At 66.4% G+C, this 24,683-nt stretch carries 21 protein-coding genes; 8 read left to right on the top strand and 13 right to left on the bottom strand.

From position 1 onward, the window contains the following. Positions 1–42: 42 nt before the first annotated feature. Genes HYG77_RS03465 through HYG77_RS03455 form a run of 3 tightly spaced genes read left to right on the top strand, consistent with a single transcriptional unit; the run spans position 43 to position 5,371 of the window. Positions 43–1,383 (top strand): glutamine synthetase family protein, encoded by a 1,341-nt coding sequence (locus HYG77_RS03465; protein WP_109329144.1) that lies wholly within the window; start codon positions 43–45, stop codon positions 1,381–1,383. Between the two features lie 8 nt (positions 1,384–1,391). After that, entirely contained in the window at positions 1,392–4,406 is a 3,015-nt protein-coding gene (locus HYG77_RS03460) for a bifunctional [glutamine synthetase] adenylyltransferase/[glutamine synthetase]-adenylyl-L-tyrosine phosphorylase (protein WP_208961846.1), read from the top strand. Continuing rightward, positions 4,403–5,371 carry an endonuclease/exonuclease/phosphatase family protein gene (locus HYG77_RS03455; RefSeq protein ID WP_208961845.1) on the top strand — a complete coding sequence of 323 codons (969 nt, stop codon included), beginning with the start codon at positions 4,403–4,405 and terminating at the stop codon, positions 5,369–5,371. The genes HYG77_RS03460 and HYG77_RS03455 overlap by 4 nt, the downstream gene beginning before the upstream one ends. Before the next feature lie 2 nt (positions 5,372–5,373). Here the strand turns inward: HYG77_RS03455 and HYG77_RS03450 are convergent, their stop codons facing one another. From HYG77_RS03450 to HYG77_RS03425, 6 genes are all read right to left on the bottom strand, one after another. Continuing rightward, positions 5,374–6,366, bottom strand: a complete 993-nt coding sequence (locus HYG77_RS03450; protein ID WP_208961844.1) for a glycine betaine ABC transporter substrate-binding protein — start codon at positions 6,364–6,366, stop codon at positions 5,374–5,376. Then, entirely contained in the window at positions 6,366–7,136 is a 771-nt protein-coding gene (locus tag HYG77_RS03445) for an ABC transporter permease (protein ID WP_109329149.1), read from the bottom strand. The genes HYG77_RS03450 and HYG77_RS03445 overlap by 1 nt, the downstream gene beginning before the upstream one ends. Next, positions 7,133–8,344, bottom strand: a complete 1,212-nt coding sequence (locus tag HYG77_RS03440) for an ATP-binding cassette domain-containing protein (RefSeq protein ID WP_208961843.1) — start codon at positions 8,342–8,344, stop codon at positions 7,133–7,135. Before HYG77_RS03440 ends, HYG77_RS03445 begins: the two co-directional genes overlap by 4 nt. Next, entirely contained in the window at positions 8,337–8,987 is a 651-nt protein-coding gene (locus tag HYG77_RS03435; protein ID WP_204164959.1) for an ABC transporter permease subunit, read from the bottom strand. Before HYG77_RS03435 ends, HYG77_RS03440 begins: the two co-directional genes overlap by 8 nt. A 167-nt stretch (positions 8,988–9,154) precedes the next feature. After that, the gene (locus HYG77_RS03430; RefSeq protein WP_208961842.1) at positions 9,155–10,219 is read right to left on the bottom strand and encodes a DUF2332 domain-containing protein; all 1,065 of its coding nucleotides are present in this window, start codon (positions 10,217–10,219) and stop codon (positions 9,155–9,157) included. A gap of 48 nt (positions 10,220–10,267) precedes the next feature. Further along, positions 10,268–11,254, bottom strand: coding sequence for an antibiotic biosynthesis monooxygenase (locus HYG77_RS03425; RefSeq protein ID WP_244373443.1), 987 nt, complete (start codon positions 11,252–11,254; stop codon positions 10,268–10,270). A gap of 160 nt (positions 11,255–11,414) precedes the next feature. On the opposite strand from HYG77_RS03425, the gene HYG77_RS03420 reads away from it, so the two are divergent. After that, positions 11,415–12,149 carry a GAF and ANTAR domain-containing protein gene (locus HYG77_RS03420; RefSeq protein ID WP_208961841.1) on the top strand — a complete coding sequence of 245 codons (735 nt, stop codon included), beginning with the start codon at positions 11,415–11,417 and terminating at the stop codon, positions 12,147–12,149. 222 nt (positions 12,150–12,371) lie between these two features. Here HYG77_RS03420 and glnA read toward each other — a convergent pair whose 3' ends face one another. Then, positions 12,372–13,808 (bottom strand): type I glutamate--ammonia ligase, encoded by a 1,437-nt coding sequence (gene glnA, locus HYG77_RS03415; protein ID WP_109329159.1) that lies wholly within the window; start codon positions 13,806–13,808, stop codon positions 12,372–12,374. 212 nt (positions 13,809–14,020) lie between these two features. Here glnA and HYG77_RS03410 point away from each other — a divergent pair, with 212 nt between their 5' ends. Next, on the top strand, positions 14,021–14,497 hold the full coding sequence (locus HYG77_RS03410; RefSeq protein ID WP_109329161.1) for an RDD family protein: 477 nt from the start codon (positions 14,021–14,023) through the stop codon (positions 14,495–14,497). A gap of 87 nt (positions 14,498–14,584) precedes the next feature. Here HYG77_RS03410 and HYG77_RS03405 read toward each other — a convergent pair whose 3' ends face one another. From HYG77_RS03405 to sucB, 5 genes are all read right to left on the bottom strand, one after another. Further along, positions 14,585–15,343: a DUF4191 domain-containing protein gene (locus tag HYG77_RS03405; RefSeq protein ID WP_109329163.1), complete on the bottom strand. Its 759-nt coding sequence runs from the start codon at positions 15,341–15,343 to the stop codon at positions 14,585–14,587. A gap of 72 nt (positions 15,344–15,415) precedes the next feature. Further along, positions 15,416–16,426 carry a lipoyl synthase gene (gene lipA / locus HYG77_RS03400; RefSeq protein WP_208961840.1) on the bottom strand — a complete coding sequence of 337 codons (1,011 nt, stop codon included), beginning with the start codon at positions 16,424–16,426 and terminating at the stop codon, positions 15,416–15,418. Positions 16,427–16,477: 51 nt separating this feature from the next. Further along, entirely contained in the window at positions 16,478–17,257 is a 780-nt protein-coding gene (gene lipB / locus HYG77_RS03395; RefSeq protein ID WP_208961839.1) for a lipoyl(octanoyl) transferase LipB, read from the bottom strand. Between the two features lie 47 nt (positions 17,258–17,304). Beyond that, the gene (locus tag HYG77_RS03390) at positions 17,305–18,195 is read right to left on the bottom strand and encodes a TIGR01777 family oxidoreductase (RefSeq protein ID WP_208961838.1); all 891 of its coding nucleotides are present in this window, start codon (positions 18,193–18,195) and stop codon (positions 17,305–17,307) included. Between the two features lie 96 nt (positions 18,196–18,291). Continuing rightward, positions 18,292–20,034, bottom strand: coding sequence for a 2-oxoglutarate dehydrogenase, E2 component, dihydrolipoamide succinyltransferase (sucB, locus tag HYG77_RS03385; RefSeq protein WP_208961837.1), 1,743 nt, complete (start codon positions 20,032–20,034; stop codon positions 18,292–18,294). A gap of 327 nt (positions 20,035–20,361) precedes the next feature. Between sucB and HYG77_RS03380 the strand changes: the two genes are divergently transcribed. Next, the gene (locus tag HYG77_RS03380; protein WP_109329171.1) at positions 20,362–20,703 is read left to right on the top strand and encodes an oxidoreductase; all 342 of its coding nucleotides are present in this window, start codon (positions 20,362–20,364) and stop codon (positions 20,701–20,703) included. 68 nt (positions 20,704–20,771) lie between these two features. Here HYG77_RS03380 and HYG77_RS03375 read toward each other — a convergent pair whose 3' ends face one another. Then, a complete protein-coding gene (locus HYG77_RS03375) occupies positions 20,772–22,289 on the bottom strand; it encodes a leucyl aminopeptidase (protein ID WP_109329173.1) in 1,518 nt (505 codons plus the stop codon). A 122-nt stretch (positions 22,290–22,411) separates the two neighbouring features. Between HYG77_RS03375 and gcvT the strand changes: the two genes are divergently transcribed. Together gcvT and HYG77_RS03365 are read left to right on the top strand one after the other, a co-directional pair. After that, the gene (gene gcvT, locus HYG77_RS03370; RefSeq protein WP_109329175.1) at positions 22,412–23,512 is read left to right on the top strand and encodes a glycine cleavage system aminomethyltransferase GcvT; all 1,101 of its coding nucleotides are present in this window, start codon (positions 22,412–22,414) and stop codon (positions 23,510–23,512) included. A 61-nt stretch (positions 23,513–23,573) separates the two neighbouring features. Then, on the top strand, positions 23,574–24,677 hold the full coding sequence (locus HYG77_RS03365) for a branched-chain amino acid aminotransferase (RefSeq protein ID WP_109329177.1): 1,104 nt from the start codon (positions 23,574–23,576) through the stop codon (positions 24,675–24,677). The last annotated feature ends 6 nt before the right edge of the window (positions 24,678–24,683 follow it).

Below are 24,683 nucleotides of genomic sequence, written 5' to 3'. Positions count from 1 at the left end.
GAAGTAACACAGATTTAACGAACTTTGCTTACTCTCGCGGACATGGATCGCCAAAAGGAATTCGTGCTTCGCACCCTGGAAGAGCGCGACATTCGGTTCGTCCGATTGTGGTTCACGGATGTTCTCGGATACCTGAAATCGGTGGCGATCGCCCCCGCGGAACTGGAAGGTGCCTTCGAGGAGGGCATCGGCTTCGACGGATCCGCGATCGAAGGGTTCTCGCGGGTGTCCGAAGCCGACACCGTCGCGAAGCCGGACGCCTCCACGTTCCAGGTTCTGCCCTGGAGCTCGAGCAAGGGCCATCAGCACTCCGCCCGCATGTTCTGCGACATCGCCATGCCCGACGGGTCCCCGTCCTGGGCCGATTCGCGGCACGTGCTGCGACGGCAGTTGAACAAGGCCAGCGACCTCGGCTTCAGTTGCTACGTGCACCCCGAGATCGAGTTCTTCCTGCTCGAGAACGGGCCTATCGACGGCACGCCGCCGAAGCCCGCAGACTCCGGTGGGTACTTCGACCAGGCAGTCCACGACTCTGCCCCCAATTTTCGCCGCCACGCCATCGACGCGCTCGAGTCGATGGGAATCTCCGTCGAGTTCAGCCATCACGAGGCGGCCCCCGGCCAGCAGGAGATCGACCTGCGGTATGCGGATGCCCTGTCGATGGCCGACAACGTCATGACCTTCCGGTACGTGGTCAAGGAAGTCGCCATCGCCGAGGGGGTGCGGGCCACGTTCATGCCCAAGCCGTTCAGCGATCAGGCCGGCTCGGCGATGCACACGCACATGAGCCTGTTCGAGGGCGACACCAACGCGTTCCACAACCCGGACGATCCGATGCAGCTGTCGGAGACCGGTAAGGCGTTCATCGCAGGCATCCTCGAACACGCCAACGAGATCAGCGCGGTCACCAATCAGTGGGTGAACTCGTACAAGCGGCTCATCCACGGTGGAGAAGCTCCGACTGCGGCCTCCTGGGGTCCGTCGAACCGGTCGGCGCTCGTGCGGGTCCCGATGTACACGCCCAACAAGGCGTCGTCGCGTCGTGTGGAGATCCGCAGCCCAGACTCGGCGTGCAACCCGTATCTCACTTTTGCGGTCCTGCTCGCTGCGGGACTGCGCGGTATCGAGAAGGGCTACGCACTGCCGCCGGAGGCGGAGGACGACGTGTGGGCGTTGACATCGGCCGAGCGGCGCGCCATGGGGTATCGCGAACTCCCCGGGAACCTCGACGGGGCGTTGCGGGAAATGGAGAAGTCCGAACTGGTCGCCGAAGCACTCGGTGAGCACGTGTTCGACTTCTTCCTCCGCAACAAGCGTCGCGAGTGGGAGGAGTACCGCAGCCACGTGACGCCGTTCGAACTCAAGACGTATCTGGGGTTGTGAGCAAGAACATGGTGAAGCCTCCGGCAGCGCGTTCTGCCGTTCCCGGCCCGGGTCGACTGGGCCTCGTCGAACCGACCGCTCCCGCCGAACTTCGAGATTTGGGCTGGGTAGGCGAGGACAGCGTCGAGCTGCTCTGGTCGCTCTCCCGCGCAGCCAACGCCGACCTCGCGCTCCGCACGTTGGTGCGGATGAAGGACGGTCTGGGCGACGGGTGGGAAGCCCTCGACAAAGCCCTGCGCACCGACAAGGCCCTGCGCGGGCGCTTGTTCGGCTTGCTGGGTGCTTCCAGTGCGTTCGGCGATCATCTCGTAGCGGACCCTGCGCTGTGGACCACTCTCGCCGGCGACGTGACCCTGCCGACGAGGGAAGAGACGAACGCCCGGATGCTGGCGTCCGTCGACGCCCACCCGGAGGAAGGCGTCCATCCCGAGGCCAATCTGTACCGGGCGGCCGTGACGGGCTCGGACGCTGTCGCCGCATTGCGCAAGTCGTACCGTGACCAGCTCATGCTCCTGGCCGCCGTGGACCTCGCGGCGACCGTCGAAAACGAACCGGTACTTCCGTACCAGACCGTCGGGCGTCAATTGTCCGATCTGGCGGACGCCGCACTCAATGCCGCCCTGGCAGTCGCCGTCGCAACAGTGTGTCCGGAAGCGCCCTGCCCGGTGCGGCTCGCGGTGATCGCGATGGGCAAATGTGGTGCACGCGAACTGAATTACGTCAGCGATGTGGACGTGGTCTTCGTCGCCGAGCCTGCCGATACGATCGCCAGCCGGATCGCGGGTGAGCTGATGCGCATCGGATCGACGGCCTTCTTCGACGTCGATGCGGCACTGCGACCCGAGGGTAAACGCGGCGAACTCGTCCGCACCCTCGAATCCCACGTCACCTACTACAAGCGGTGGGCCAAGACGTGGGAATTCCAGGCGCTCCTCAAGGCTCGGCCGATGATCGGCGACCTCGAGCTGGGACGGCAGTACGTCGAGGCCCTCAGCCCGATGGTGTGGACGGCCTCCGAGCGGGAAGACTTCGTTCCCGAGGTACAGGCCATGCGCCGGCGGGTGGAGGAGATGGTTCCGCCCGAACTGCGCGAGCGGGAGCTCAAATTGGGCCGGGGCAGCCTGCGGGACGTCGAGTTCGCGGTGCAGCTGCTCCAGCTGGTCCACGGACGTGCGGACGAGGCGCTCCACGTGCAGAGCACCATCGACGCCTTGACGGCGCTTGCCGCGCGCGGGTACGTCGGGCGCGACGACGCCGCGAACCTGGCTGCGTCGTACGAATTCCTGCGGCTGCTCGAGCACCGGCTGCAACTGCAGAAGTTGCGACGCACCCACACGCTTCCGCCCGCCGAGGACGAGGAAGCATTGCGGTGGCTGGCGCGGGCCGCCCACATGCGGCCGGACGGCAGCAAGGATGCCCTCGGCGTCCTCAACGCCGAAATCAAGCGCAACGCCCACCGGGTGCGGCGCCTGCACGCCAAATTGTTCTACCGCCCACTGCTCGAATCGGTGGCTCGGATCGACAAGGATGCTCTGCGGCTCAGTCCCGACGCGGCAATCCGTCAGTTGGCGGCGCTGGGATACACGGCACCCGAGAACGCCCTCGGACATCTGACGGCGCTCACGAGCGGTGCGTCCCGTAAAGGCCGCATCCAGGCGCTGCTGCTGCCGACGTTGCTCGAATTCCTCGGTGACACACCGGACCCCGACGCGGGGTTGCTCGCCTACCGCAGGCTGTCGGATGCGATGAACGACCAGACGTGGTTCCTGCGTCTACTCCGTGACGAGGCGTCCGTGGCCGAGCGACTGATGACCGTGCTGGGTTCGTCGGCCTACGTTCCGGACCTGCTGATCAAGGCCCCCGATGTGGTGCGATTGTTCGCCGATTCCCCGAGCTGCCCGCGCCTGCTGGAATCGAAACCGGAGGATGTCGCGCGGGGAATTCTGACGGCGTCGGCCCGCCACGACGATCCGGCGCGTGCCATCGCGGCCGCGCGGTCCCTGCGCCGGTACGAACTGGCCCGGATCGCCTCCGCCGACATTCTCGGCATGCTCGACGTGCCCGGGGTGTGCCGGGCGTTGTCCTCGGTGTGGGCGGCCGTCCTCAACTCCGCGCTGACCTCGGTGATCAATGCGAGCGAGAAGGAGCTGGGCGAACCGGCACCCGCAACGTTCACGGTGATCGGGATGGGCCGGCTCGGTGGCGGTGAGCTGGGCTACGGATCCGACGCCGACGTGCTCTTCGTGTGCGAGCCCCGCGAGGGCGTCGACGAGACCGTCGCCGTCAAGTGGGCCAACGGAGTCGCCGACAAGGTGCGTTCGCTCCTGGGTGCGCCCAGCACGGATCCACCACTCGAGGTCGACACCGGGTTGCGGCCGGAGGGTCGTAGCGGTCCCGTCGTGCGCACGCTCGCGTCGTATGAGGCCTACTACGCACAGTGGGCGCAGGCCTGGGAGATTCAGGCGCTGCTTCGAGCACACCACGTTGCCGGCGACGCCGACCTCGGACTGCGCTTCCTGCACATGATCGACAAGACGCGTTACCCCGAAGGTGGGGTGTCCGAGCAGGCGGTACGCGAGATCCGGCGCATCAAGGCGCGGGTCGACTCGGAGCGGTTGCCTCGCGGCGCCGACCCGGCCACGCACACCAAACTCGGTCGCGGCGGGCTCGCCGACATCGAGTGGACTGTGCAGCTGATCCAGCTTCGGCACGCCCACGACATCGAGTCGCTTCACAACACGTCGACCCTCGAGACTCTCGACGCTATCGGGGCCGCAGAACTGCTCAGTGAGGCAGACGTCGAACTGCTACGCGACGCGTGGATCACGGCGACGAAAGCTCGCAACTGCCTGGTGCTGGTGCGCGGTAAGCCCACGGACCAGCTGCCCGGCTCCGGTCGTGTCCTGTCCGCGGTCGCGCAGATTGCCGGCTGGGGTAGTGACGACGCGGGCGAGTTCCTCGACCATTACCTGCGCGTCACCCGACGGGCCAAAGCAGTGGTGGAGAGGGTCTTCGGCGGGTGATCGCCGCCTCGGGGGTGCGGGCGCTCACTGCCCTCGGGTGGTGCGCGGTGCTCGTCGGGGTGTCCGGTGTGGTGCTCCGATTCCTCGACGTGCACAACCAACGACTCCTCGTGCTGGCGTCGGCCGCCCCCTATTTGATGGCCGCGGCAGCGGTCGGGGTACTGGTTCTCGGAGTGACGCGGCACTGGGTCGGATTCGGGGTGGCCCTGACAGTCGCGGCGGTAGCCACGTTGTCGCAGGCTCCGCTCTATCTGGCGAACGGCTCGGCGCCGGCGGCATCTGGTCCGGAAGTGACTGTGATGCAAGCCAATATCTGGCTTGGCAACGCGGATCCCGATTCGCTGAGGAGGCAGATCGAGGATAACGACGTCGATGTGGTCACCGTGAACGAACTGACGCCCGAGGCTGTCGGGCGGCTCGAGGCGTCGGGTATCTCGTCCGTGTTGCCTCACTCGTTTCTGCGGCCCGGGACCGGCGGAGTAGGAACCGGGATCTGGAGCCGGTATCCGCTGTCCGAACAGATACACCACGAGGAGTTTCTGCTGACGGCGCTGTCGGCGCGGATAACCCTTCCGGACGGCGCGAGTGCGGCCGTGTACGCCCTGCATCCCGTTCCGCCCTGGCCGGTGGATTCCGCGGTGTGGGCGGGGGAGATGGACCGCATCAAGGCGTTGCTCGACGGGATCCCCGAGGACTCGGGTCCGGTGATTCTCAGCGGCGATTTCAATTCCACCCGCGATCACGTCAAGTACCGCAATCTGGTGAGCGGCCGCTTCCGGGACGCCGCCGACCAGGTGGGTGCCGGAATCCAGAACACGTATCCGGCGGACCGGCAGCCATTTCCGCCGATGATCGCAATCGACCACATCGTGACGAGCGGGGCACGGGCGCAGTCGATCGAGTCGGTGGTGATCGCCGGTTCGGATCATCGGGGCTTGATCGCAACAATCACCCTCGGACCCTGAGATCAGGGGAGTGTCACAAATCCCTTGTTCGCCAGCCAGTCACGAGCCACGTCCGCCGGTTCCTGTCCTTCAACGTCGACGAGCCGGTTCATCTCGGTGACCTCCTCGTTGGTCAGGGCGTCCGAGATGGGCGCCATGACGTCCGCCACCTGTGGGTGGGCATCGGCGAAGTCCTTACGCATCGTGATGGCAGGGTTGTACTTCGGGAAGAACTGCCGGTCGTCCGCGAGAAGGACCAGATCGAGCGCGATGATGCGCCCGTCGGTGGTGAACACCTCACCGAACTTGCATTGTGTGCCGTCCGCGGTGGCTTGATAGATGATGCCGGTCTGCAGGATCTGCCGGTTCGCTCGCGCGGGATCGAAGCCGTAGGTGGCGGCCAGCCCGGGGAAGCCGTCCTGTCGCACATTGAACTCGGTCTCGACGCACGTGGTGGCGGCCGCAGGGTCGCGGTTGACCAGGTCTGCGTACTGCGACAAAGTGGTGATGCCGGTCTGCTCGGCGGTCTGCCTGTTCATCGCCAGGGCATACGTGTTGTTCATGGGTGCGGGCTCCACCCACACCATGGCATTGCGTTCGAGGTCTTGGTCCCGCACGGCCTCGAATTGCGCGACGGGGTCGGGCACAGGAATCTCGTTGCCCAGATAGTTGATCCAGCCGGTTCCCGTGTACTCGTAGGTGACGTCGATCTGCCCGTCCAACTGCGCGTCCCGGGTGCTGTTCGATCCCTGGATGTTGGTGAGATCGCGCACGTCGGCGCCTGCGGCGCTGAGCGCGAATTCGATGATGTACCCGAGGATCACCTGCTCGGTGAAATCCTTGGACCCGACGGTGATCTTCACACCCTCGAGTTCGGGGACCGGCGCGATACTGCCGGGGAGTACGGACAGCGGCAACGCGCCACCGGATTCGAGACCGCAGCCGGCCAGGAGTGTGACACTGCACGCCAACGCCGTTGCAGCAAGAGTGCGCCGGAATCCTCGTCGCAGGGTCATCAGCGCAGTCCCTTCGGGCCCAGGAACTCCTCGGCTAGCGCACCGCACCAGTCGACCAGAAGCGCGAGCGCGACCGCGAGCACCGCGCCGACGACCAGTGTGACGTTGTCGCGCAGCTTGTATCCGGTGTCGATGAGGATGCCGAGACCGCCGGCGCTGACGAGGAAACTAAGGGTCGCGGTGCCGACGGCGAGGACGAGCGAGGTGCGCAACCCGGCCAGGATGTACGGAACGGCCAGTGGCAATTCGACTTTCTGCAACACCAGGCGTGCCGTCATTCCCTGCCCGCGCCCGGCGTCGATGACGGCGGGGTCGACCTGCTGCAGACCGAGCATGGTGTTGCGAAGCACAGGAAGCAGCGAATAGAACGCTATGGGCAGAACGCCGATCCAGAACCCGGTGGTGCTGGTGGCCAGGAACAGCAGCACGAGTAGCCCGATCGCCGGCGCGGCCTGACCGATGTTGGCGATACCGATGAAGACTGGTGCCAGCCTGGTGAAACCGGGGCGCGTCAGAAGGATTCCCAGGGGAACAGCGATGGCGACGACGATGGTGACGACCACGACCGTGATCAGCACATGCTGCCACGTCAGGGTGGCGATGTTCGCGGCGTTGAGACTGCCCTTCTGAGTGGCCGTGAGTTCGCGGTTGAATGCCCACCCGAGGACCCCGGCCACGAGTACGAGCACGATCACGGGTTGGACCAGCAACCGGGCACGTTCGGACCGGCGGGCGGCGGGGATGTCTTGTGCGACAACGGCGGTGGTCATGACGGCGGACCCGCTACGCTCGTTTCCCCGTTCTCGCTGTTCGGCCCGTGCTCCTCCCGCATCGCGGAGAGGTGGTTCACCAGCGTGTCGATACTGATGAGACCTTCGTATTCGCCCCGCCGGCCGGTGACGACGGTCGAGGCGCTGCTTTCGGCGAGCAACGCCTCGAGCGCATCCTGGAGCGTGGACTGGGTGGAGACGACCTCCTCGATCGGGTCACCGACGTCCTGCAATGAGGTGGCGTGAGCCAGGTGGCCGAGGGACACCCAGCGGATGGGGCGATCACGTGCGTCGAGGATCAGACCCCACTTGATCTTGCGTGGTGTGATGGCCGCCCGCAGCTCGTCGACCGAACCGACGGCATACGCGGTGGGGCAGTCGAGGAGCGGCACGTCCCGGACCCGGGTCAGCGTCAACTGTTTGAGCGACGCGTTCGCGCCGACGAAGCCGGCCACCATGTCGTTCGCGGGACTCGCGAGAATGGCATCCGGGGTGTCGTACTGCATGATGTGCGACTGATCCCCGAGAACGGCGATGCGGTCGCCGAGTTTCACGGCCTCGTTGAAGTCGTGGGTGACGAAGACGATGGTCTTGCCCAGATCCGACTGCAGTCGCATCAGTTCGTCCTGCAGCAGTCCGCGCGTAATCGGATCCACCGCGCCGAACGGCTCGTCCATGAGCAGGACCGGGGGATCGGCGGCCAGGGCCCGGGCCACCCCGACCCGCTGCTGCTGCCCACCCGACAGCTGCCGGGGATAGCGGTCCCGGTAGACGTCCGGGTCGAGCCCCACCAGGTCGAGCATGTCGTCGGTGCGCTGGGCGATCTTTTTCTTGTCCCACCCAATCAGCCCCGGCACGGTGGCGACGTTCTTGGCGATGGTCAGATGCGGGAAGAGCCCGGCCTGCTGTATCGAGTAACCGATGCCCCGTCGCAACCTGTCGGGATCGATGGACAGCGCATTGTTTCCGCCGATCGTGATCTTGCCCGACGTTGGTTCGATGAGGCGGTTGATCATCCTCATGGTCGTGGTCTTGCCGCAGCCGGACGGGCCGACGAATACGACGATCTCGCCCGCCGGGATGCGCATCGAGACGTTGTCGACGGCCGGTCGGCTCTGGCCGGGATAGTTCTTGACGACATTTTCGAGGACGATCTCGACGCCTGAGACGGTGTCGGCGCCGGTGCGTGCTGTGTCGAGTTCAGTCACGGATCCCCCTGGAAGTGGTGAGTCGCCCGACGACCACGAAAAGACCGTCGAGCACGAGAGCGAGAAGCACGATCAGAACGGTGCCCGTGAGGGCCTGCGGGACTGCGGTGGGGCTTCCCACCCGGGACAGTCCGGAGAAGATGAGGTTGCCCAGTCCGGGGCCCTTGGCGTACGCCGCAATGGCGAGAATTCCCATCGACATCTGGGTGCTCACCCGCATGCCGGTGAGGATCGACGGCCATGCGAGCGGCAGCTCGATCCGGCTCAGAACTGCGATCCGGCTCATACCGACACCTCGTGCCGCGTCCGTCACCGCCGGGTCCACCGACGACAGACCGAGGATCGTGTTCCGGATGATCGGCAACAGGGCGTACAGGACCAGGGCCGTCACGGTGGGAGCCACACCGAGACCCAGGATGGGGATCAGGAGGCCGAGCAGGGCGAACGACGGGACGGTGAGGATGGTGCTCGCGAGCGCTGTGGCGATGGCCGAGCCCGCCGGACTGCGATACACGACGATGCCGACGACCACCGCGACGACCGTGGCGATGACCACCGATTGCACCACAGCACTGACGTGCAGATAGGAATCCGTGAGCAGTTGCTGCTTCCGCGCAGAGACGAAATCCCACAGCTGCGCGATGTCCACTGTGCGACACCTTTCACCCGTCGAACCTGTTCCGAGATATTTCACAGTGCTATGCGCCGGCCCTGTACGCAGGCAAATGCGAATTTTCGGCGGGTTGTACACGGTCAGTCGGGGCGGTGATCGTCGATCTCGGCAGGACACTCGCTCACTCGGACAGAAGATCAGGAGCCGGTCAGCCAGGACAGCAAGCGGCCCCGCGACCAGCAGCGGCCAATGGCCTCGGCGCGCAGAGTGGACGCGTCGAACACCACCAGCCCGATGATGCTGTGGCCGGAGGCGCGGCGATCGCCGAGCGTCGGTATGGACGGCGCGACCCCGACTCCCTCCGCCGATACCCACGCCACCGCCCGGCCGGCAGCTGCGTTATCGAGGCGGTGCAGGAAGCGCAGGCGGCTTTCGAGGGGCAAGCGCGACAGCGCCCACGTCGTGGTCACGACGGGCAGGGCGTCGGCGGGCACACGGGCGAAGGCATCGGGCAGAACCTCGACGGCGTCACCTCGGAGCAGCAGCGGAGGTTCCGTCGCCGCCAACGCAATCTCCGCATCGAGTCTGGCGACCCGCTCCGGCTGGTCCGGCCACACGCAGGCGCGTAACCAGCGGGCTTCGTCCGCGTCGGTCACGTCGACCGGATCGAGGTCGATGCCCACCCGGGCGACAACCTCGGGCATCGCCCGCGTCGGGAGGGGGCGATCTCCCACGATCGAGGACGACAGCTGTACCGGAGATGACGGGTCGCCCAGGAATTGTCCGTTGCTGTAGGTGATGCCGACGCGATCGACGGTGAGATCGAACCCGGCCGAACAGCCCACGTCGATCAGCGCAATCCTCTCCGCACCCACGCGGCGCGCAGCCTCGGCGATGGCGGGATACAGCACAGTGCAGCGACCGGTCTGGTCGGCCCGCATCGGCCGGCGCACGGCGGTGGCCACCACAGAGTCGGTCATGTGCACCAGCGTCTCGACCGCCGCGCCGGCGGCAGCGTCGCGGTCCGCGGCGGCATAGGCGGCGGCGAGCGCGGGGGCGCGTCCGGCGAGCGCGAGGTCGTGGAGCGCGGCGAGAATGACCGTGGGATGCCGCTTGCGCGCCGGCGCGGCCTCGATCGCGCGCAGCGCTTCGGCGGACTCGCTCAGGGCGACGGCGATGCGATGGTACAGCGGCGATGTCGGGGCGGCATCGACCTCACCGAAGTCTCGGTACACCTGAGCGAGTGTGCGGGCCCTACTCACGATCCCGACCCTCACCTGGACGAGCTCGGCGCTCACTTCCCCGGAACATCAGGTGGTGGGAATGGCGAAAAGCAGGGTGGACACGGCGATCGAGACACCGAACAATGCGATCATCACGGCGTATCCGATATTGCGCCGGCGAGGAGAAATCGCCGGGTCCATCCACCATCCGAACGCCTTGAACGCGGCCGGAACCGCCCACCACCCCAAGATCTGGGTGGTGACGACATTGCCGATGAACAGCGCTACGGCAACGGGGACACCGCGAGCCTCGATGAGCGGTGCACTGACGAAGTGGCCCCAGATCACCACCATCGGATACAAGACGAGGAGTACCAGAAGGTTGCTCCGCGCAACCGGAACCTCCGCGGACTGTTCGCCTTTCGCCCCGCGAAACCAGAAGTCGAAACCGTAACTGGCCCTGCGGACTCGAAGGTCCTGATTGAAGCGCGCCCCCTGTTCGAGAAGTTCGGCGCGCTCCGCCGAGTTCATCCATCGCTCGAGATTCTCTTCGGTGTCGAAGCTGAGAACGATCGTCCAATCGTCGGTGACGCCGCGGACAGGCCGCTCCACCTTGTGCCCGCGAAAGCCCGTGAACCGGGCCTCGGCGGCGGAAATCCGACGCTGCCAATCCATGAAGGCGGACTCGTCCTCCGGATCGATGCGGCAGGAGATGACCACCGACGACGCAGCCTGCGCGGCAGTCTGTTCACCGGTGAGTAGGTGGACGTCCTCGTTGCCGATGAATGCGTGCTTGATCTCCGCGACGAGGGTAGTCCGTTCGGCACTGTCCAGCCATGCTCTGGCGTCGTCGATCGTGGTGAACCGCTGGACCGTTACCCAGTCGTCCTGCACGGGCGGTGACGGCGGGATGATGTCTTGATCGATGAATCCTGGACGACCCGACAGGATTTCGGCCGAGTGGTGCTCCCAGCGCAGGTACTCGTCGAAACTGGCGTCGTCGATCCTGCGTCGGAAGATGATCGATACCGGCGATTGCGCCGGATCGCGGGCGGAGCGAGGCACCGCGTTCACCCCCCATCGGTTCGGCCAGGACAGCGTGCGGCCGGATGTCCGGATCATATCGCCGGTCTCGGTGGCGGCGAGGAGATTCCTGTACTTCTCGGAAGTCCTCCCATCCACGGCCGCCGCGGTGACGAATAAAGGAGGGTCGGAGAATCACGGAAGGTGCACGATGAGCGGAGTGAGTGGGAACGGACTCGCTGATCACCAGTTCGACGCGCTGAAGGATGCGATCCACAGCGTGTACTCCGAACTGGACTCGGCGGGGGGAACGGACCGATTCCTCGAAGAAGTCAGCAGGGAGGCCCTCGCCCTGGTGCCGGGCGCCCACCTGGCGGGCGTCACAGTCCTTCTGGACAACGGAGACGCCACGACGAGAGCCGCCACCGACCGCGTGGTCGTCGACGTGGATCGTGTCCAGTACGACGCCGGCGACGGGCCGTGCCTCGAAGCTGCCCGTACGCAGACGATCACGCGGGCCGATTCCGAAGAAGCGACACGGCGATGGCCGTCGTTCGCACACAGCGCCCGACGCTTAGGTGTCGCGAGCTACCTGTCCGCGCCGATACTGCTCGAGGGAAAGTACCTCGGCGCACTGAACGTATACGGCCGGGACGCACACGGTTTCACCAGGGCCGATGCCGCCGTCCTCAACCTGCTTCTCGTTGCCGTCCGATACGCCCTCGACGGCGCCTCGCGACTCGAGGAGGCGCGCAGGCGTGGTGAGCAACTGGCGACGGCGATGAAGTCGCGTGCGGTGATCGAGCAGGCGAAGGGTGCCATCATGGCGGCCCGCCGGGTCTCCGCCGATGAGGCGTTCCAGGTTCTGGTCACCGAGTCGAAGAACCGCAACATCAAGCTGCGCGTCATCGCCGAGGAGATGCTTCACACGCTGCAGGAAGGGTGAGGCGGCGGCGCCGCCTCGACTTCTGAACCGGCGCCGCCTGGACGATCCAATGGTCCGGAACACTGGAACGCCTGGTGTGGCGGTTACCCGAGTCGCCTGGAGTGAAACAGGTGTGCCACAGGAGAGACGAACGAGCCCATCCGCGGAAATCGGCTGCAGGCAGCCGAGACCACGGATGGGCTCGTCGGAGAAACGATCCGCGCGAACGCGGGAACCTACGACTTACACGTCGTAGTACAGCTGGAACTCGTAGGGGTGCGGCCGCAGGTTGACCGGAGCGATCTCCTGCTCACGCTTGAGCGAGATCCAGGTCTCGATCAGGTCGGAGGTGAACACGCCACCCTCGGTGAGGTAGTCGTGGTCCGCCTCGAGGCGGTCGATCACTGCCGACAGGCTGGTGGGGGCCTGCGGGATGTTGCGGGCCTCCTCCGGCGGGAGCTCGTAGAGGTCCTTGTCGACCGGAGCCTGCGGCTCGATCTTGTTCTTGATGCCGTCCAGGCCGGCCATCATCTGCGCCGCGAAGTTCAGGTAGGGGTTACCCGAGGAGTCGGGGGCACGGAACTCGAGGCGCTTGGCCTTCGGGTTGTTGCCGGTGATCGGGATACGCACGGCTGCCGAGCGGTTGCGCTGGCTGTACACCAGGTTGATGGGGGCTTCGTAGCCCGGCACCAGGCGGTGGTACGAGTTGACGGTCGGGTTGGTGAACGCGAGCAGCGACGGAGCGTGATGCAGGATGCCGCCGATGTAGTGGCGTGCCATGTCGGACAGACCCGCATAGCCGGCCTCGTCGTGGAACAGCGGCTTGCCGTCCTTCCACAGCGACTGGTGGACGTGCATGCCCGAGCCGTTGTCGCCGAACAGCGGCTTCGGCATAAAGGTGGCGGACTTGCCGTGCTTCCACGCGGTGTTCTTCACGATGTACTTGAACAGCTGGAGGTCGTCTGCGGCTGCGAGCAGCGTGTTGAACTTGTAGTTGATCTCGGCCTGACCGGCGGTGCCCACCTCGTGGTGACCGCGCTCGAGCTCGAAGCCCGCGTTCTGCAGGTTGGTCGAGATCTCGTCGCGCAGGTCGACGTAGTGGTCGTACGGTGCGACGGGGAAATAGCCACCCTTGGGACGGACCTTGTAGCCCAGGTTGGGGCTGCCGTCGGCGTTGAGTTCGGCGCCCGTGTTCCAGGATGCGGAGACGGAGTCGATCTCGTAGAAGGAGCCGTTCATCTGCGAGTCGTAACGGATCGAGTCGAAGATGTAGAACTCGGCCTCGGCGCCGAAGAACGCCGTGTCGGCGATGCCCGTCGACTTCAGGTACTCCTCAGCCTTGCGGGCGACGTTACGGGGGTCGCGACTGTAGGACTCACGCGTGAACGGGTCGTGGACGAAGAAGTTCACGTTCAGTGTCTTGGCGGCACGGAAGGGGTCGATCTGCGCGGTAGCGACGTCGGGGAGGAGCATCATGTCCGACTCGTGGATCGACTGGAAGCCGCGGACGGACGAACCGTCGAACGCGAGGCCGTCCTCGAAGACATCCTGGGTGAACGCAGAGGCCGGGATCGAGAAGTGCTGCTGGACGCCGGGAAGGTCACTGAACCGAATGTCGACGTACTCGACGTTCTCGTCCGCGATGAACTTGATGACCTCTTCGGCCGTGGTGAACGCCACGCTTGTGCTCCTTAAGTCGCTTCAGCCAAGTAGATATTGGCGAATTCGTCGTGCCAGACGGTATGGACCTGGTGTTGCCCGCTGGTCAACCTTTTGTTTCCGGCATGTTACGCGTCGCAACGTCCTGGGCTTTTGCGGCCGGTTGTGACTGCGCACACAGGCCCGAACGCCAGTGTGAGGTGCCCCGAGCGGCGACGCCTATCCTGGACAGCATGGCACGTATCACCGGCTCCTGGCTCTCCGGACCCTCGGCTGCCCTGCCGAACGGGGCAGACGAGGCGCAACAGTCCCATCGAGGTGAACGCCTCGGGTTGCCGGCGGACGGGCCCGGCGCGCTCGTCGGCACCGGCCGCCGTCTCGCGGCCCTCATGATCGACTGGGTGTCGTCGGCGGGCGTGGCCGCGCTGATCATCGGAGACAATCCGCTCGAAGGCCCGTTGTCGAGTGTCACGTTGCTCGTGTGGTTCGTCGTCGGGATCGCCGCCGTCACCTTGTTCTCTTTTACTCCCGGGCAGTTGTGCCTGGGAATACGGGTGGCGCGGGTGGACGGCCCCGTGCGTGTCGGCTTCGTCCGCGCGCTGGTGCGCCAGGCCCTGCTCGTCTTCGTCGTGCCGGGCACCATCACCGATGTCGACGGCCGTGGCATGCAGGACCGCGCCACCGGCACCGCCCTCGTGCGCACACGTTGACCTCGACCTCGACGAAAACGCCGATGCCGGGCCGATGCAGTCGAGCTGCATCGGCCCGGCATCGGGCTGGTGGTGACAGAGGCGATCTCAGCGACGACGGATGGTGCGCTGCACCCCGCGCATCTTGGCGCCGCCCGGCATGGGGCCCTTGGGTAGTGCGGCACCGCCGCTCCGGCTGCTCAACGCCGCGAGACGCGACTCGATAGCGTCCATGCGCTTGGTGTCGATGTTCTTCGGAAGCTTGTTGAGGTACTTCTGCAGCTGCGAGAGCGGTACCTGCCCCTCGTCGTTGCCGATGACGATGTCGTAGATCGGCGTGTCACCGACGAGTCGAGCGGTCTTCTTCTTCTCCTGCGCGAGTAGCGATTTGACCCGCTGCGGTGATCCCTCGGCGACGAGGATGACGCCGGGACGTCCGATCACGCGGTGCACGGCATCGAGCTGAGTGGTACCTGCGACTGCGCTGGTCACTCGCCAGGCGCCCTGCATGTTGTCGAGCGCCCACGCCGCGGCGCCCGCCTGCCCTTCGGCTTTTCCATACACCGTCTTTTGCACACGCCGCCCGAAGATGATGAACGCTCCGAGGACGCCGAGCAGGAGACCGATGGGCAGCAGAAGCCACTGGATGCCCCAGATCAGACCGACGAGGAAGAACACCACCGCGAGTCCGACCAGGGTCCCGAGCATGAGCGGCAGCAGCAGCTTGTCGTCCTTGCGCTGCATCTGGAAGGCCTGCCAGAGCTGGGTTCTACGCTCCTTCGATGCCTGCCTGCGAGCTGCCTTGGCGGCTGCTTTCGCTTCCTTGCCGGGTTTGCCCGCTTTACCAGATTTACTGCCGTTCGCCATGCTGTTCAGGATACGTCCCCAGCACTCGGGACCGATGACCCGTCCGGTGTTGGTCGACGTCGCCGGTTCGCGTTACCGCGCGAGCCTGGCCATGAGGGAGCTCGCCTCCTGCGACGCACTGCCGCCCTCCGCGAGATGTGCTTGCCCCGCGGGCAGTTCACGGCCGTGGTGGGCCATCGCCTGCGCGTACAGTCGGCCGGCCCGGTAGGAGGAGCGGACCAGTGGTCCGGCCATCACGCCGGCGAAGCCGATCTCTTCGGCGGTGGTGGAGTGCGCCACGAATTCCTCGGGCTTGACCCACCGCTCGACGGGGTGATGCCGCGGCGAGGGACGCAGGTACTGGGTGATGGTGATGATGTCGCAGCCGGCGTCGTGCAGGTCGTGCAACGCCTGGGTGACCTCGTCGGGGGTTTCGCCCATTCCCAGGATCAGGTTGGACTTGGTGACGAGTCCGTCCTCGCGGGCGGCGGTGATCACGTCGAGGCTGCGCTGGTAGCGGAAGGCCGGGCGGATGCGCTTGAAGATGCGGGGGACGGTCTCGACGTTGTGCGCGAGGACCTCGGGGCGGGCGGAGAACACCTCGGCGAGTTGCTCGGGTTTGGCGTTGAAATCCGGGATCAGCAGTTCGACGCCGGTGCCGGGGTTGAGTTGGTGGATCAGCCGCACGGTTTCCGCGTAGAGCCAGGCGCCGCCGTCGGGGAGGTCGTCGCGGGCGACACCGGTGATGGTCGAGTAGCGCAGGCCCATGGCCTGGACGGACTCGGCGACGCGGCGTGGTTCGTCGCGGTCGAGGTCGTCGGGTTTGCCGGTGTCGATCTGGCAGAAGTCGCAACGGCGGGTGCATTGCTCGCCGCCGATGAGGAAGGTGGCCTCGCGGTCTTCCCAGCATTCGTAGATGTTGGGGCAGCCGGCTTCTTCGCAGACGGTGTGCAGGCCCTCGCGTTTGACGAGGCTTTTGAGCTCGGAATATTCCGGGCCCATCTTCGCTCTCGTCTTGATCCAGTTCGGTTTACGTTCGATCGGGGTCTCCGCGTTTCGGATCTCGAGGCGGAGCAATTTGCGTCCTTCTGGGGCCACAGTCACGCAGACGATGGTACGCCCGGCCCGAGGTACCCGGCGGGCCGGGGACGCCGGTCAGCCGTACTGAACAGTAGTGAAGGTGGGAGCCGACGAAGAGCGCTGGGCGGCCGCGGCAGCGTCGAACTCGACCCGTTCGATGTCGTGATCGGTGATCGGCAGAGTGCCGTCGAGTGCGGCCAGGACCGCCTCGGTCACGGCGGGAGTGACCTCGTCGACCGTCACGTCGCGGCCGAGTTCGTGCGAAAGCGTGGTGACCCCGGCGTCGCGGAGGCCGCAGGGAATGATGTTGTCGAAACCCGTGAGAACAGAGTTGCAGTTCAGCGAGAAGCCGTGCAAAGCGACGCCCCGCTGCACTCGGACGCCGATGGCTGCGACCTTGCGCTCCGGCAGCCACTGCCCGTCGGTCAGGGAGGCAGCCAGCCACACTCCGGAACGGCCCTCCACCCGGCCGCAGGCCAGGCCGAGGTCGGTGCAGACGGTGATCAGTGCCTGCTCGAGGCGGCGCACATACTTCACGACGTCTACGGGTTCGGCGAGCTTCAGGATCGGGTAGCCGACGAGCTGGCCGGGGCCGTGCCAGGTGATTTTCCCGCCGCGGTCGACGTCGATCACGGGCGTGCCGTCGCTCGGCAGGTCCTCGGGTTGCGTCCGACGCCCGGCGGTGTACACGGGCGGGTGCTCGAGGAGCAGCAGCGTATCGGCGCCGATGTCCTCCGCGCGTTGGGCAGCGAGCTCACGCTGACGATTCCACGCATCGACGTAATCGATCAGGCCGAGATTCTCGACGGTGATCGGGTCGCGACTGAAACGGGCGGAAAGTGGCACGCTGCTCATGTGCTAGAGATTACGCCCGGCTCGACTTCGCGCGGACGTGACCTCCTTCACCGCACGAGGCAGGCATCGAGTGCCTCACCGATCGTGTTGTGGCGAAAAGAGAAGCCGCACGCCTCCAGAACGGTGGGGATGGCGCGCTGGCCCGCCAGGATGCCTTCTCTCGCGAACTCGCCGACCAGTGCGTTCAAGGCGAAACCCGGGACGATCCAGGGCGCCGGACGGTGCAGGGTCCGCGCCACCGCACTATTGAACTCGGCATTGGTCACGGGTGCGGGCCCGGTGAGATCGACCGGCCCGTCGACGTCGTCGCGGGTGAGGAGGAACTTGATGGCATCCACCTCGTCCTCCAGCGAAATCCATGACAGGTACTGGCGGCCGTCCCCGAGGCGTCCACCGAGGCCGATCGAATACAGCCGCCGCAGCTTGCCGAGCAGCCCACCCCGCGGTGAGAGGACGATCCCGCTGCGAATCAGAACCGTCCGGACGTTCGACGCGACCGCAGGAGCTGCGGCCGCCTCCCAGTCGCGACAGGTGTCGGCGAGGAACCCGATACCCGACGGCGAGCTCTCGTCGACGACGGTATTGCCCGTGTCGCCGTAGTAGCCGACAGCGCTGGCGCTGACGAACGCGGGGACGCGAGCCTCCGCAACCGCCTCGGCCAGGACGTCGGTGGCCGCAATGCGGCTGTCCCGGATCAGCTGTTTGTACGCCCCGGTCCATCGTTTGTCACCGATGCCGACACCACACAGATTCACGACCGCGTCGGCGTCGGCGAGGATCGGCGTATCGAGCCGATCCTTCTGCGGATCCCACCGAGATTCGTCGGGTCCGGCCGTCGCCCGCCGCACCAGCCGGACGACGTCGTGGCCGTCGCCGCGTAGAGACGAGACAAGTGCAGTTCCGATCAGCCCCGAGGAGCCGGCGATGACAACGCGCATGTGCAACAGCCTCCTTCACAAGGCAGGGGCACCATTCCCGAATGAATGGTGCCCCTGCGCGAATCCGAACCGTACCGACTCGGTGTGCTCCGCGAACTACAGGCCGAGATCAGCCTCGAACGAAGCCTCCTCCAGGCGATGCTTGACCGTGGTCAGGAAGCGTCCGGCATCGGCGCCGTCCACCAAGCGGTGGTCGTACGTGAGCGGCAGGTAGCACATCGAGCGGACGCCGATGGATTCGCTGCCGGACTCGTCCGTCACGACGACCGGGCGCTTGACGATCGCGCCGGTACCGAGCATCGCCGCCTGCGGGGGCACGAGGATCGGGGTGTCGAACAGGGCGCCCTGGCTACCGATGTTCGTGATGGTGAACGTGCCACCCGACAGTTCGTCGGGCTTGAGGCCACCGGACCGGGCGCGCTTGGCGATGTCGGCGATGGCGCGGGCCAGCCCGGCGAGCGACAGGTCACCGGCGTTGTGGATCACCGGGGAGAGCAGGCCCTGCTCGGTGTCGACCGCGATGCCCAGGTGCTCGGCGTCGTAGTAGGTGATCTGCTTGTTCGCCTCGTCGTAGCTGGCGTTGACGTTCGGGTGCGACTTCAACGCCTCGACGACAGCCTTCGCGAAGAACGGGAGGAACGTGAGCTTGACGCCCTCGCGCTCGAGGAAGGTGTTCTTGGCCCGCGCACGCAGTGCGGCGATCCTGGTGACATCCACCTCGAAGGTCTGGGTGAGCTGCGCCGTGGTCTGCAGCGACTCCCGCGTCTTCGTCGCCGTGATCTGGCGAATACGGTTGGCCTTCTGCGTGGTTCCGCGCAGGTGGGCCAGCTCCGGGCGGACTCCGGCCGAGGTGGGCGCCGGTGCCGAGGCGGCCGCCGCGGGGGCCGATGCCGGTGCTGCAGCGGGAGCCTTCTTGGCCTCCGCGGCCGCGAGGACGTCCTGCTTGCGGATGCGTCCACCGACGCCGGTGCCAGTGATCGAGGACAGGTCGACGCCGTTGTCCGCGGCGAGCTTGCGGACGAGGGGAGTGACGTACGGGGTGCTGTCGCCGGACGGTGCAGCGGGTGCCGACGTCGCGGCCGAGGGTGCCGGTGCGCTCTTGGCGGGCTCCGCCTTCGCGGGCTCAGGCTTGGGTTCGGGCTTCGGCTCCGCCTTCGCGGGTTCGGGCTTCGGCTCTGCCTTCGCGGGCTCCGGGGTCGGCTCGGGTGCCGCAGCAGGCTTCGCGGCGGGAGCGCCGGATCCGATGACGGCGAGCTGACCGCCGACCGACACCGTGTCGTCTTCCTGCGCGCTGATCTCGAGGAGGGTGCCGGCCACGGGCGACGGAATTTCGGTATCGACCTTGTCGGTCGAGACCTCGACGAGCGGCTCGTCGACGGCAACCTCGTCGCCGACGGCCTTGAGCCACCGGGTCACGGTGCCTTCGGTGACCGACTCGCCCAGTTCGGGCATCGTCACCGGGGTGCCGTCGGAGCTTCCGTTGCCGGACGAAGCCGGTGCGGATTCGGCGGCCGGTTCCTCCCGAGCGGGTTCCGCGGCCGGCTCTTCGGCCGGCTCTTCCGCGGCAGGCTCGGGTGCGGAGTCGGACGACGGCGCTTCACCGTCGTCACCGATCACGGCAAGCTCCCCACCGATTTCCACGGTGTCGTCTTCCTGAGCGACGATTTTGCTGAGCACGCCGGCCACGGGGGACGGGATCTCCGTGTCCACCTTGTCCGTGGAGACTTCGAGCAAGGGTTCGTCAACTTCGACCGTGTCTCCTTCCTGCTTGAGCCATCGCGTGACAGTTCCCTCGGTGACACTCTCACCAAGCGCTGGCATCTGGACGGAGAAGGCCATGTCTTTTGACTCCTCGACAGTTGTGTTCGGGTTGTTGAATTTTGTCGACTTGTGGTCGTGAACCATTGTGCTCGAGATGCACATATCTTGCGGCTACTCGCAGGTAATTCCGATTCGTCGTCACCCACTCGCTGTGTCGGCGCTCCACATCTTTCCATTGATCGGAGGCGCGCGTCCGTCGAGGGTTCCCCCACGTCGGCTCGGGTGTGTCGCGACGTTCGCCCTACCGGCGAGTAGTTTCCGATCGCGGCACCGAGCGGAAGTTGCCTGGCAAACTGGGGGAACCGCGCCGGCACCGACCGGCGCACGCTCCGGAGGAGGCCCGACGTGGGGTTGTTCGACCGTTTCTCGCGGCCACGACCGGGCCGCCGATCCCAGGCATCGCCCGAGGACGCTTCCTATCTGGCGAACTGGGCGCGAACCCACCTCGGCGTCGAGGCCTATGTGGAACCGCAAACCACGGTGACCGAGGTCACCGTGGTCTTGGTCGCCGCCGACGGGGAATGGACCCGGCGCCGCGTCGGCGGCGAACGGGGCGCCCGCAAGCTCGGCGAAGATCTGCAGATCCCCGTCTACGACGTCCGCAAGACCGGTTACCCGCAGCGCATGCGCGACCACGACGCGCGGCGGCGCATCGAACGCCGACGCGAGCGGGAACGCGACCTGTAGGCGGCTTCGCCGCCCGTGAGTGGTTGACGAGTCCTCGGACTCGTCAACCACTCACGAGCGCGGAGCGCCTAGCCGTTGGCTGCGATGTCCTCGATCACCGAAATCATGGTGCGCACCGGGACTCCGGTCCCGCCACGCCCGGTGTACCCCCACGGGCCCGACGAGTTGTAGGCCGGTCCGGCCACGTCGATGTGTGCCCACTGGACGCCGTCGGCGACGAACTCTTTGAGGTACAGCCCCGCGGCCAGCATGCCGCCCCAGCGGTGATTGGTGACGTTGGCGAGGTCGGCGACCTTCGAATCCAGGTCCGCACGCAGCTCCGCCGGGAGCGGCATCGCCCAGGCGTTCTCGCCGATCGCCTGCGAGATCGACGCGACACGGTCCCGGAATTCGTCGGTGCCCATCACGCCGGGTGTGCGAGTGCCCAGCGCGACCACCTGCGCGCCGGTGAGAGTTGCGGTGTCGATGAGGTAATCGGGGTCGTCCTCGCAGGCGCGGACGATGGCGTCGGCGAGAATCAGGCGCCCTTCGGCATCGGTGTTGATGACCTCCACCGTTGTCCCGCCGTACTGGGTCAGCACGTCACCGGGACGCTGGGCGGTGGACGAGGGCATGTTCTCGGCCATCGGCACGGTGGCGATGACGTCGACGGGCAGTCCGAGTTTCGCCGCGAGGACAACCGTGGCGACGACCGCTGCTGCGCCGCCCATGTCGGAGGTCATGTTCTCCATACCCGCAGCAGGCTTGATCGAGATGCCGCCCGTGTCGAACGTGACGCCCTTGCCGACGAGCGCGACCTTGGGAGCGTTCCGCTTCTTCGACGAGTAGCTCAGCCGGACCAGCCGAGGAAGGCGCGACGACCCCTTGCCCACGCCGAGGATCCCGCCGAAACCGTTCTTCTCCAAGGCCTTCTCGTCGAGGATCTCGACCTTCAACCCGGCCTCTGTGCCGAGAGCCTTTGCGCGCTCGGCGAATTCGGCCGGAAACAGGTGGCTCGGGGGAGTGTTGACGAATTCGCGTGCGGTGGCGACGGCCTCGGCGATCGCGGCCGACCTGGCCAGCGTCTCCTTCGCTTCCTTCGCGCGGGGGGACGACACGAGAAGCTCGACCCGCGAGACCGGCTGTGCCTCCGGCCCGGGCGCGGATTTCACCGACTTGAACTCCGTGAATCGGTACGCGCCGAGCGCGAAACCCTCGGCCGCGGCGCCGAGATCCAACGACGACAGGGTGGTGGCGACGGTATCGACACCGCCGAGTGAGCGGGCCGCCGCCCCCGCGGACCGGCGGATCTGCTCCGCGTCGAGCTTGTCGGCCGCACCGAGGCCGACCGCGAGGACGCTGTCGACCGGAAGCGTGTCGGGAGCGGGGATACGCGTGGTCTCCTCCGCCTTGCCCTTGGCTCCGACCGCGACGAAACTGTCGAGGAGTCCGGCGAGGACCGATTCGTCGACGATGCCGTCGCCCAGCGCGATCTCGGGGCCGTTCGACGTGGACGTCAGCCCGATCACCAGCACGTCCACCCGCTTGCCGACAGTGCCTGCAAGGGCGAGTTGTGGTCCGAGGGGTCGAGCTGTGCGAGTGCTCACGGTGTCTCCTGAAGCAGTTCGGGTGTCGGGTCGTGCCGGGCCGGTCCGGCGCTCGTCCCGATGGTAGTGCGCGTGTGCCGTCACCGACGCGGGGTGCTGCAGGGTCCGATAGGTTTGAGGCCATGACCGAGGAGCAACTCTCGCAAGGGCCGATTCACGCCGTTCACGTCGAACTCGGGGCCACGTTCGCGCCCTTCGGTGGATGGGAGATGCCCGTGTCGTATTCGGGGGTCGTCGCCGAGCACACTGCCGTGCGGGAATCGGTGGGCGTGTTCGACGTCAGTCATCTGGGCAAGGCTCTCGTGCGCGGCAAGGGAGCTGCAGCTTTCGTCAACTCCGCGTTCACCAACGATCTGGACAAGATCGGCCCCGGTAAGGCGCAGTACACGCTCTGCTGTACACCCTCCGGCGGAGTGATCGACGACTTGATCGCCTACTACGTGAGCGCCGAAGAAGTGTTTCTCGTCCCCAACGCCGCCAACACCGCTGACGTGGTTGCGGCGCTGGCGGCCAAGGCGCCCGAAGGTGTCACCGTCGACAACTGCCACCGCGATTTCGGTGTCATCGCAGTTCAGGGGCCGAAGTCGCCGGAAGTGCTCGCCGCGCTGGGCCTGCCGACCGACATCGAGTACATGGGCTTCGCGGACGCCACCTGGGAAGGCGTGCCCGTACGGGTGTGCCGTAGCGGGTACACCGGCGAAATCGGATTCGAAGTCCTGCCCCGCTGGGAGGACAGCGAGAAATTGTTCCGGGCCGCGGTCGAGCAGGTTCGGACCCGCGGTGGTCAGGTCGCGGGACTCGGCGCCCGCGACACCTTGCGGACCGAAATGGGATACCCGCTGCACGGTCACGAGTTGTCCTTGGAAATTTCTCCGCTCGAGGCGCGGTGCGGCTGGGCGATCGGGTGGAACAAGCCGAAGTTCTGGGGCAAGGAAACCTTGGCCGACGAGAAGGCCGCCGGACCCGCCCGCAAGCTGTGGGGCATCAAGGCGCTCGACCGCGGGGTTCTGCGCGCCGGGCAGAACGTCCTCCGCGGCGGTGAGCCGATCGGTGAGACGACGTCGGGCACCTTCTCGCCCACACTCAAGGTCGGTATCGCCCTCGCTCTGCTCGATTCGGATGCCGGTGTCGCGGCCGGTGACGCTGTCGACGTGGATGTGCGCGGACGCGCGTTGCGGGCGGAGGTCGTGTCTCCGCCCTTCGTGAAGACCAGCACCAAGTAGCCGCCGCGGGTCGACCCTCTCGGGCGCTGGCGAGCAGGAGGCGTTCGATAGGATCACCGGCATGACAGGTGTCACCGAGTTTCTTCGCGTCCCGCATCCTTCCCCCGCCTCGGATGAGGCGCGGCGAGAGATATTGGCGGCGCCCGGATTCGGTCGGTACTTCACGGACCACATGGTGTCGATCACCTACTCCGCCGTCCACGGTTGGCACGACGCCCGGGTGGAACCCTACGGTCCGCTCCAACTCGATCCGGCGGCCATGGTGCTGCACTACGGGCAGGCCATCTTCGAGGGCCTCAAGGCGTACCGGCAGCCGGACGGTGGCATCGCGACGTTCCGCATCGAGGCGAACGCCGAACGACTCGTCACCTCGGCTCGTCGGCTCGCGATGCCCGAACTTCCCGCCGAGTTGTTCGTCAAGTCGATCACTGAACTCCTCGACGTCGATCACGCGTGGGTGCCTGCCGCCGGCGGTGAGGATGCGCTGTATCTGCGTCCTTTCATGTTCTCCACCGAGGCCGGCCTGGGGGTGCGGCCGGCCGACGAGTACCGCTACCTCCTGATTGCCTCGCCTGCGGGGGCATACTTTCCGCGCGGGGTGAAGCCGGTCAGCGTGTGGCTTTCGACGGAGTACGTGCGCGCGGCTCCCGGAGGAACCGGCGCGGCCAAGTTCGCCGGCAACTACGCGGCTTCGCTTCTCGCCCAGGCGCAGGCGGCCGACGAAGGCTGTGATCAGGTGGTGTGGCTCGACGCCCTCGAGCGTGCATACGTCGAGGAAATGGGCGGGATGAATCTCTTCTTCGTCTACGGGTCCGGTTCCGATGCCCGCCTCGTCACACCCTCGCTGTCCGGCTCGCTACTTCCGGGCATCACCCGGAATTCGCTGCTGACCCTGGCAACCGACGCCGGTTTCGCAGTCGAGGAACGTCGTATCAGCACCGAGGAATGGCGAACCAAGACCCTGTCGGGAGAGATCACCGAGGTATTCGCCTGCGGCACCGCAGCAGTCATCACCCCGGTGGGACGGGTCAAGTCGGCAGAGGGCGAGTTCGTCGTCGCCGACGGGGAGCCGGGAGAGGTCACGATGGCCCTGCGGGACACCCTTACCGGGATTCAGCGTGGCACGTTCGCCGACACCCACGGCTGGATGCACAAGCTGCGCTGAATCAGC

Source organism: Rhodococcus sp. ZPP, from assembly GCF_017656075.1.
In the GTDB taxonomy this organism is placed as follows: Bacteria; Actinomycetota; Actinomycetes; order Mycobacteriales; family Mycobacteriaceae; genus Rhodococcus_F; species Rhodococcus_F oxybenzonivorans.
Note: the sequence above shows the minus strand (reverse complement) of the source record. Positions and strands in the feature narration are given on the sequence as shown.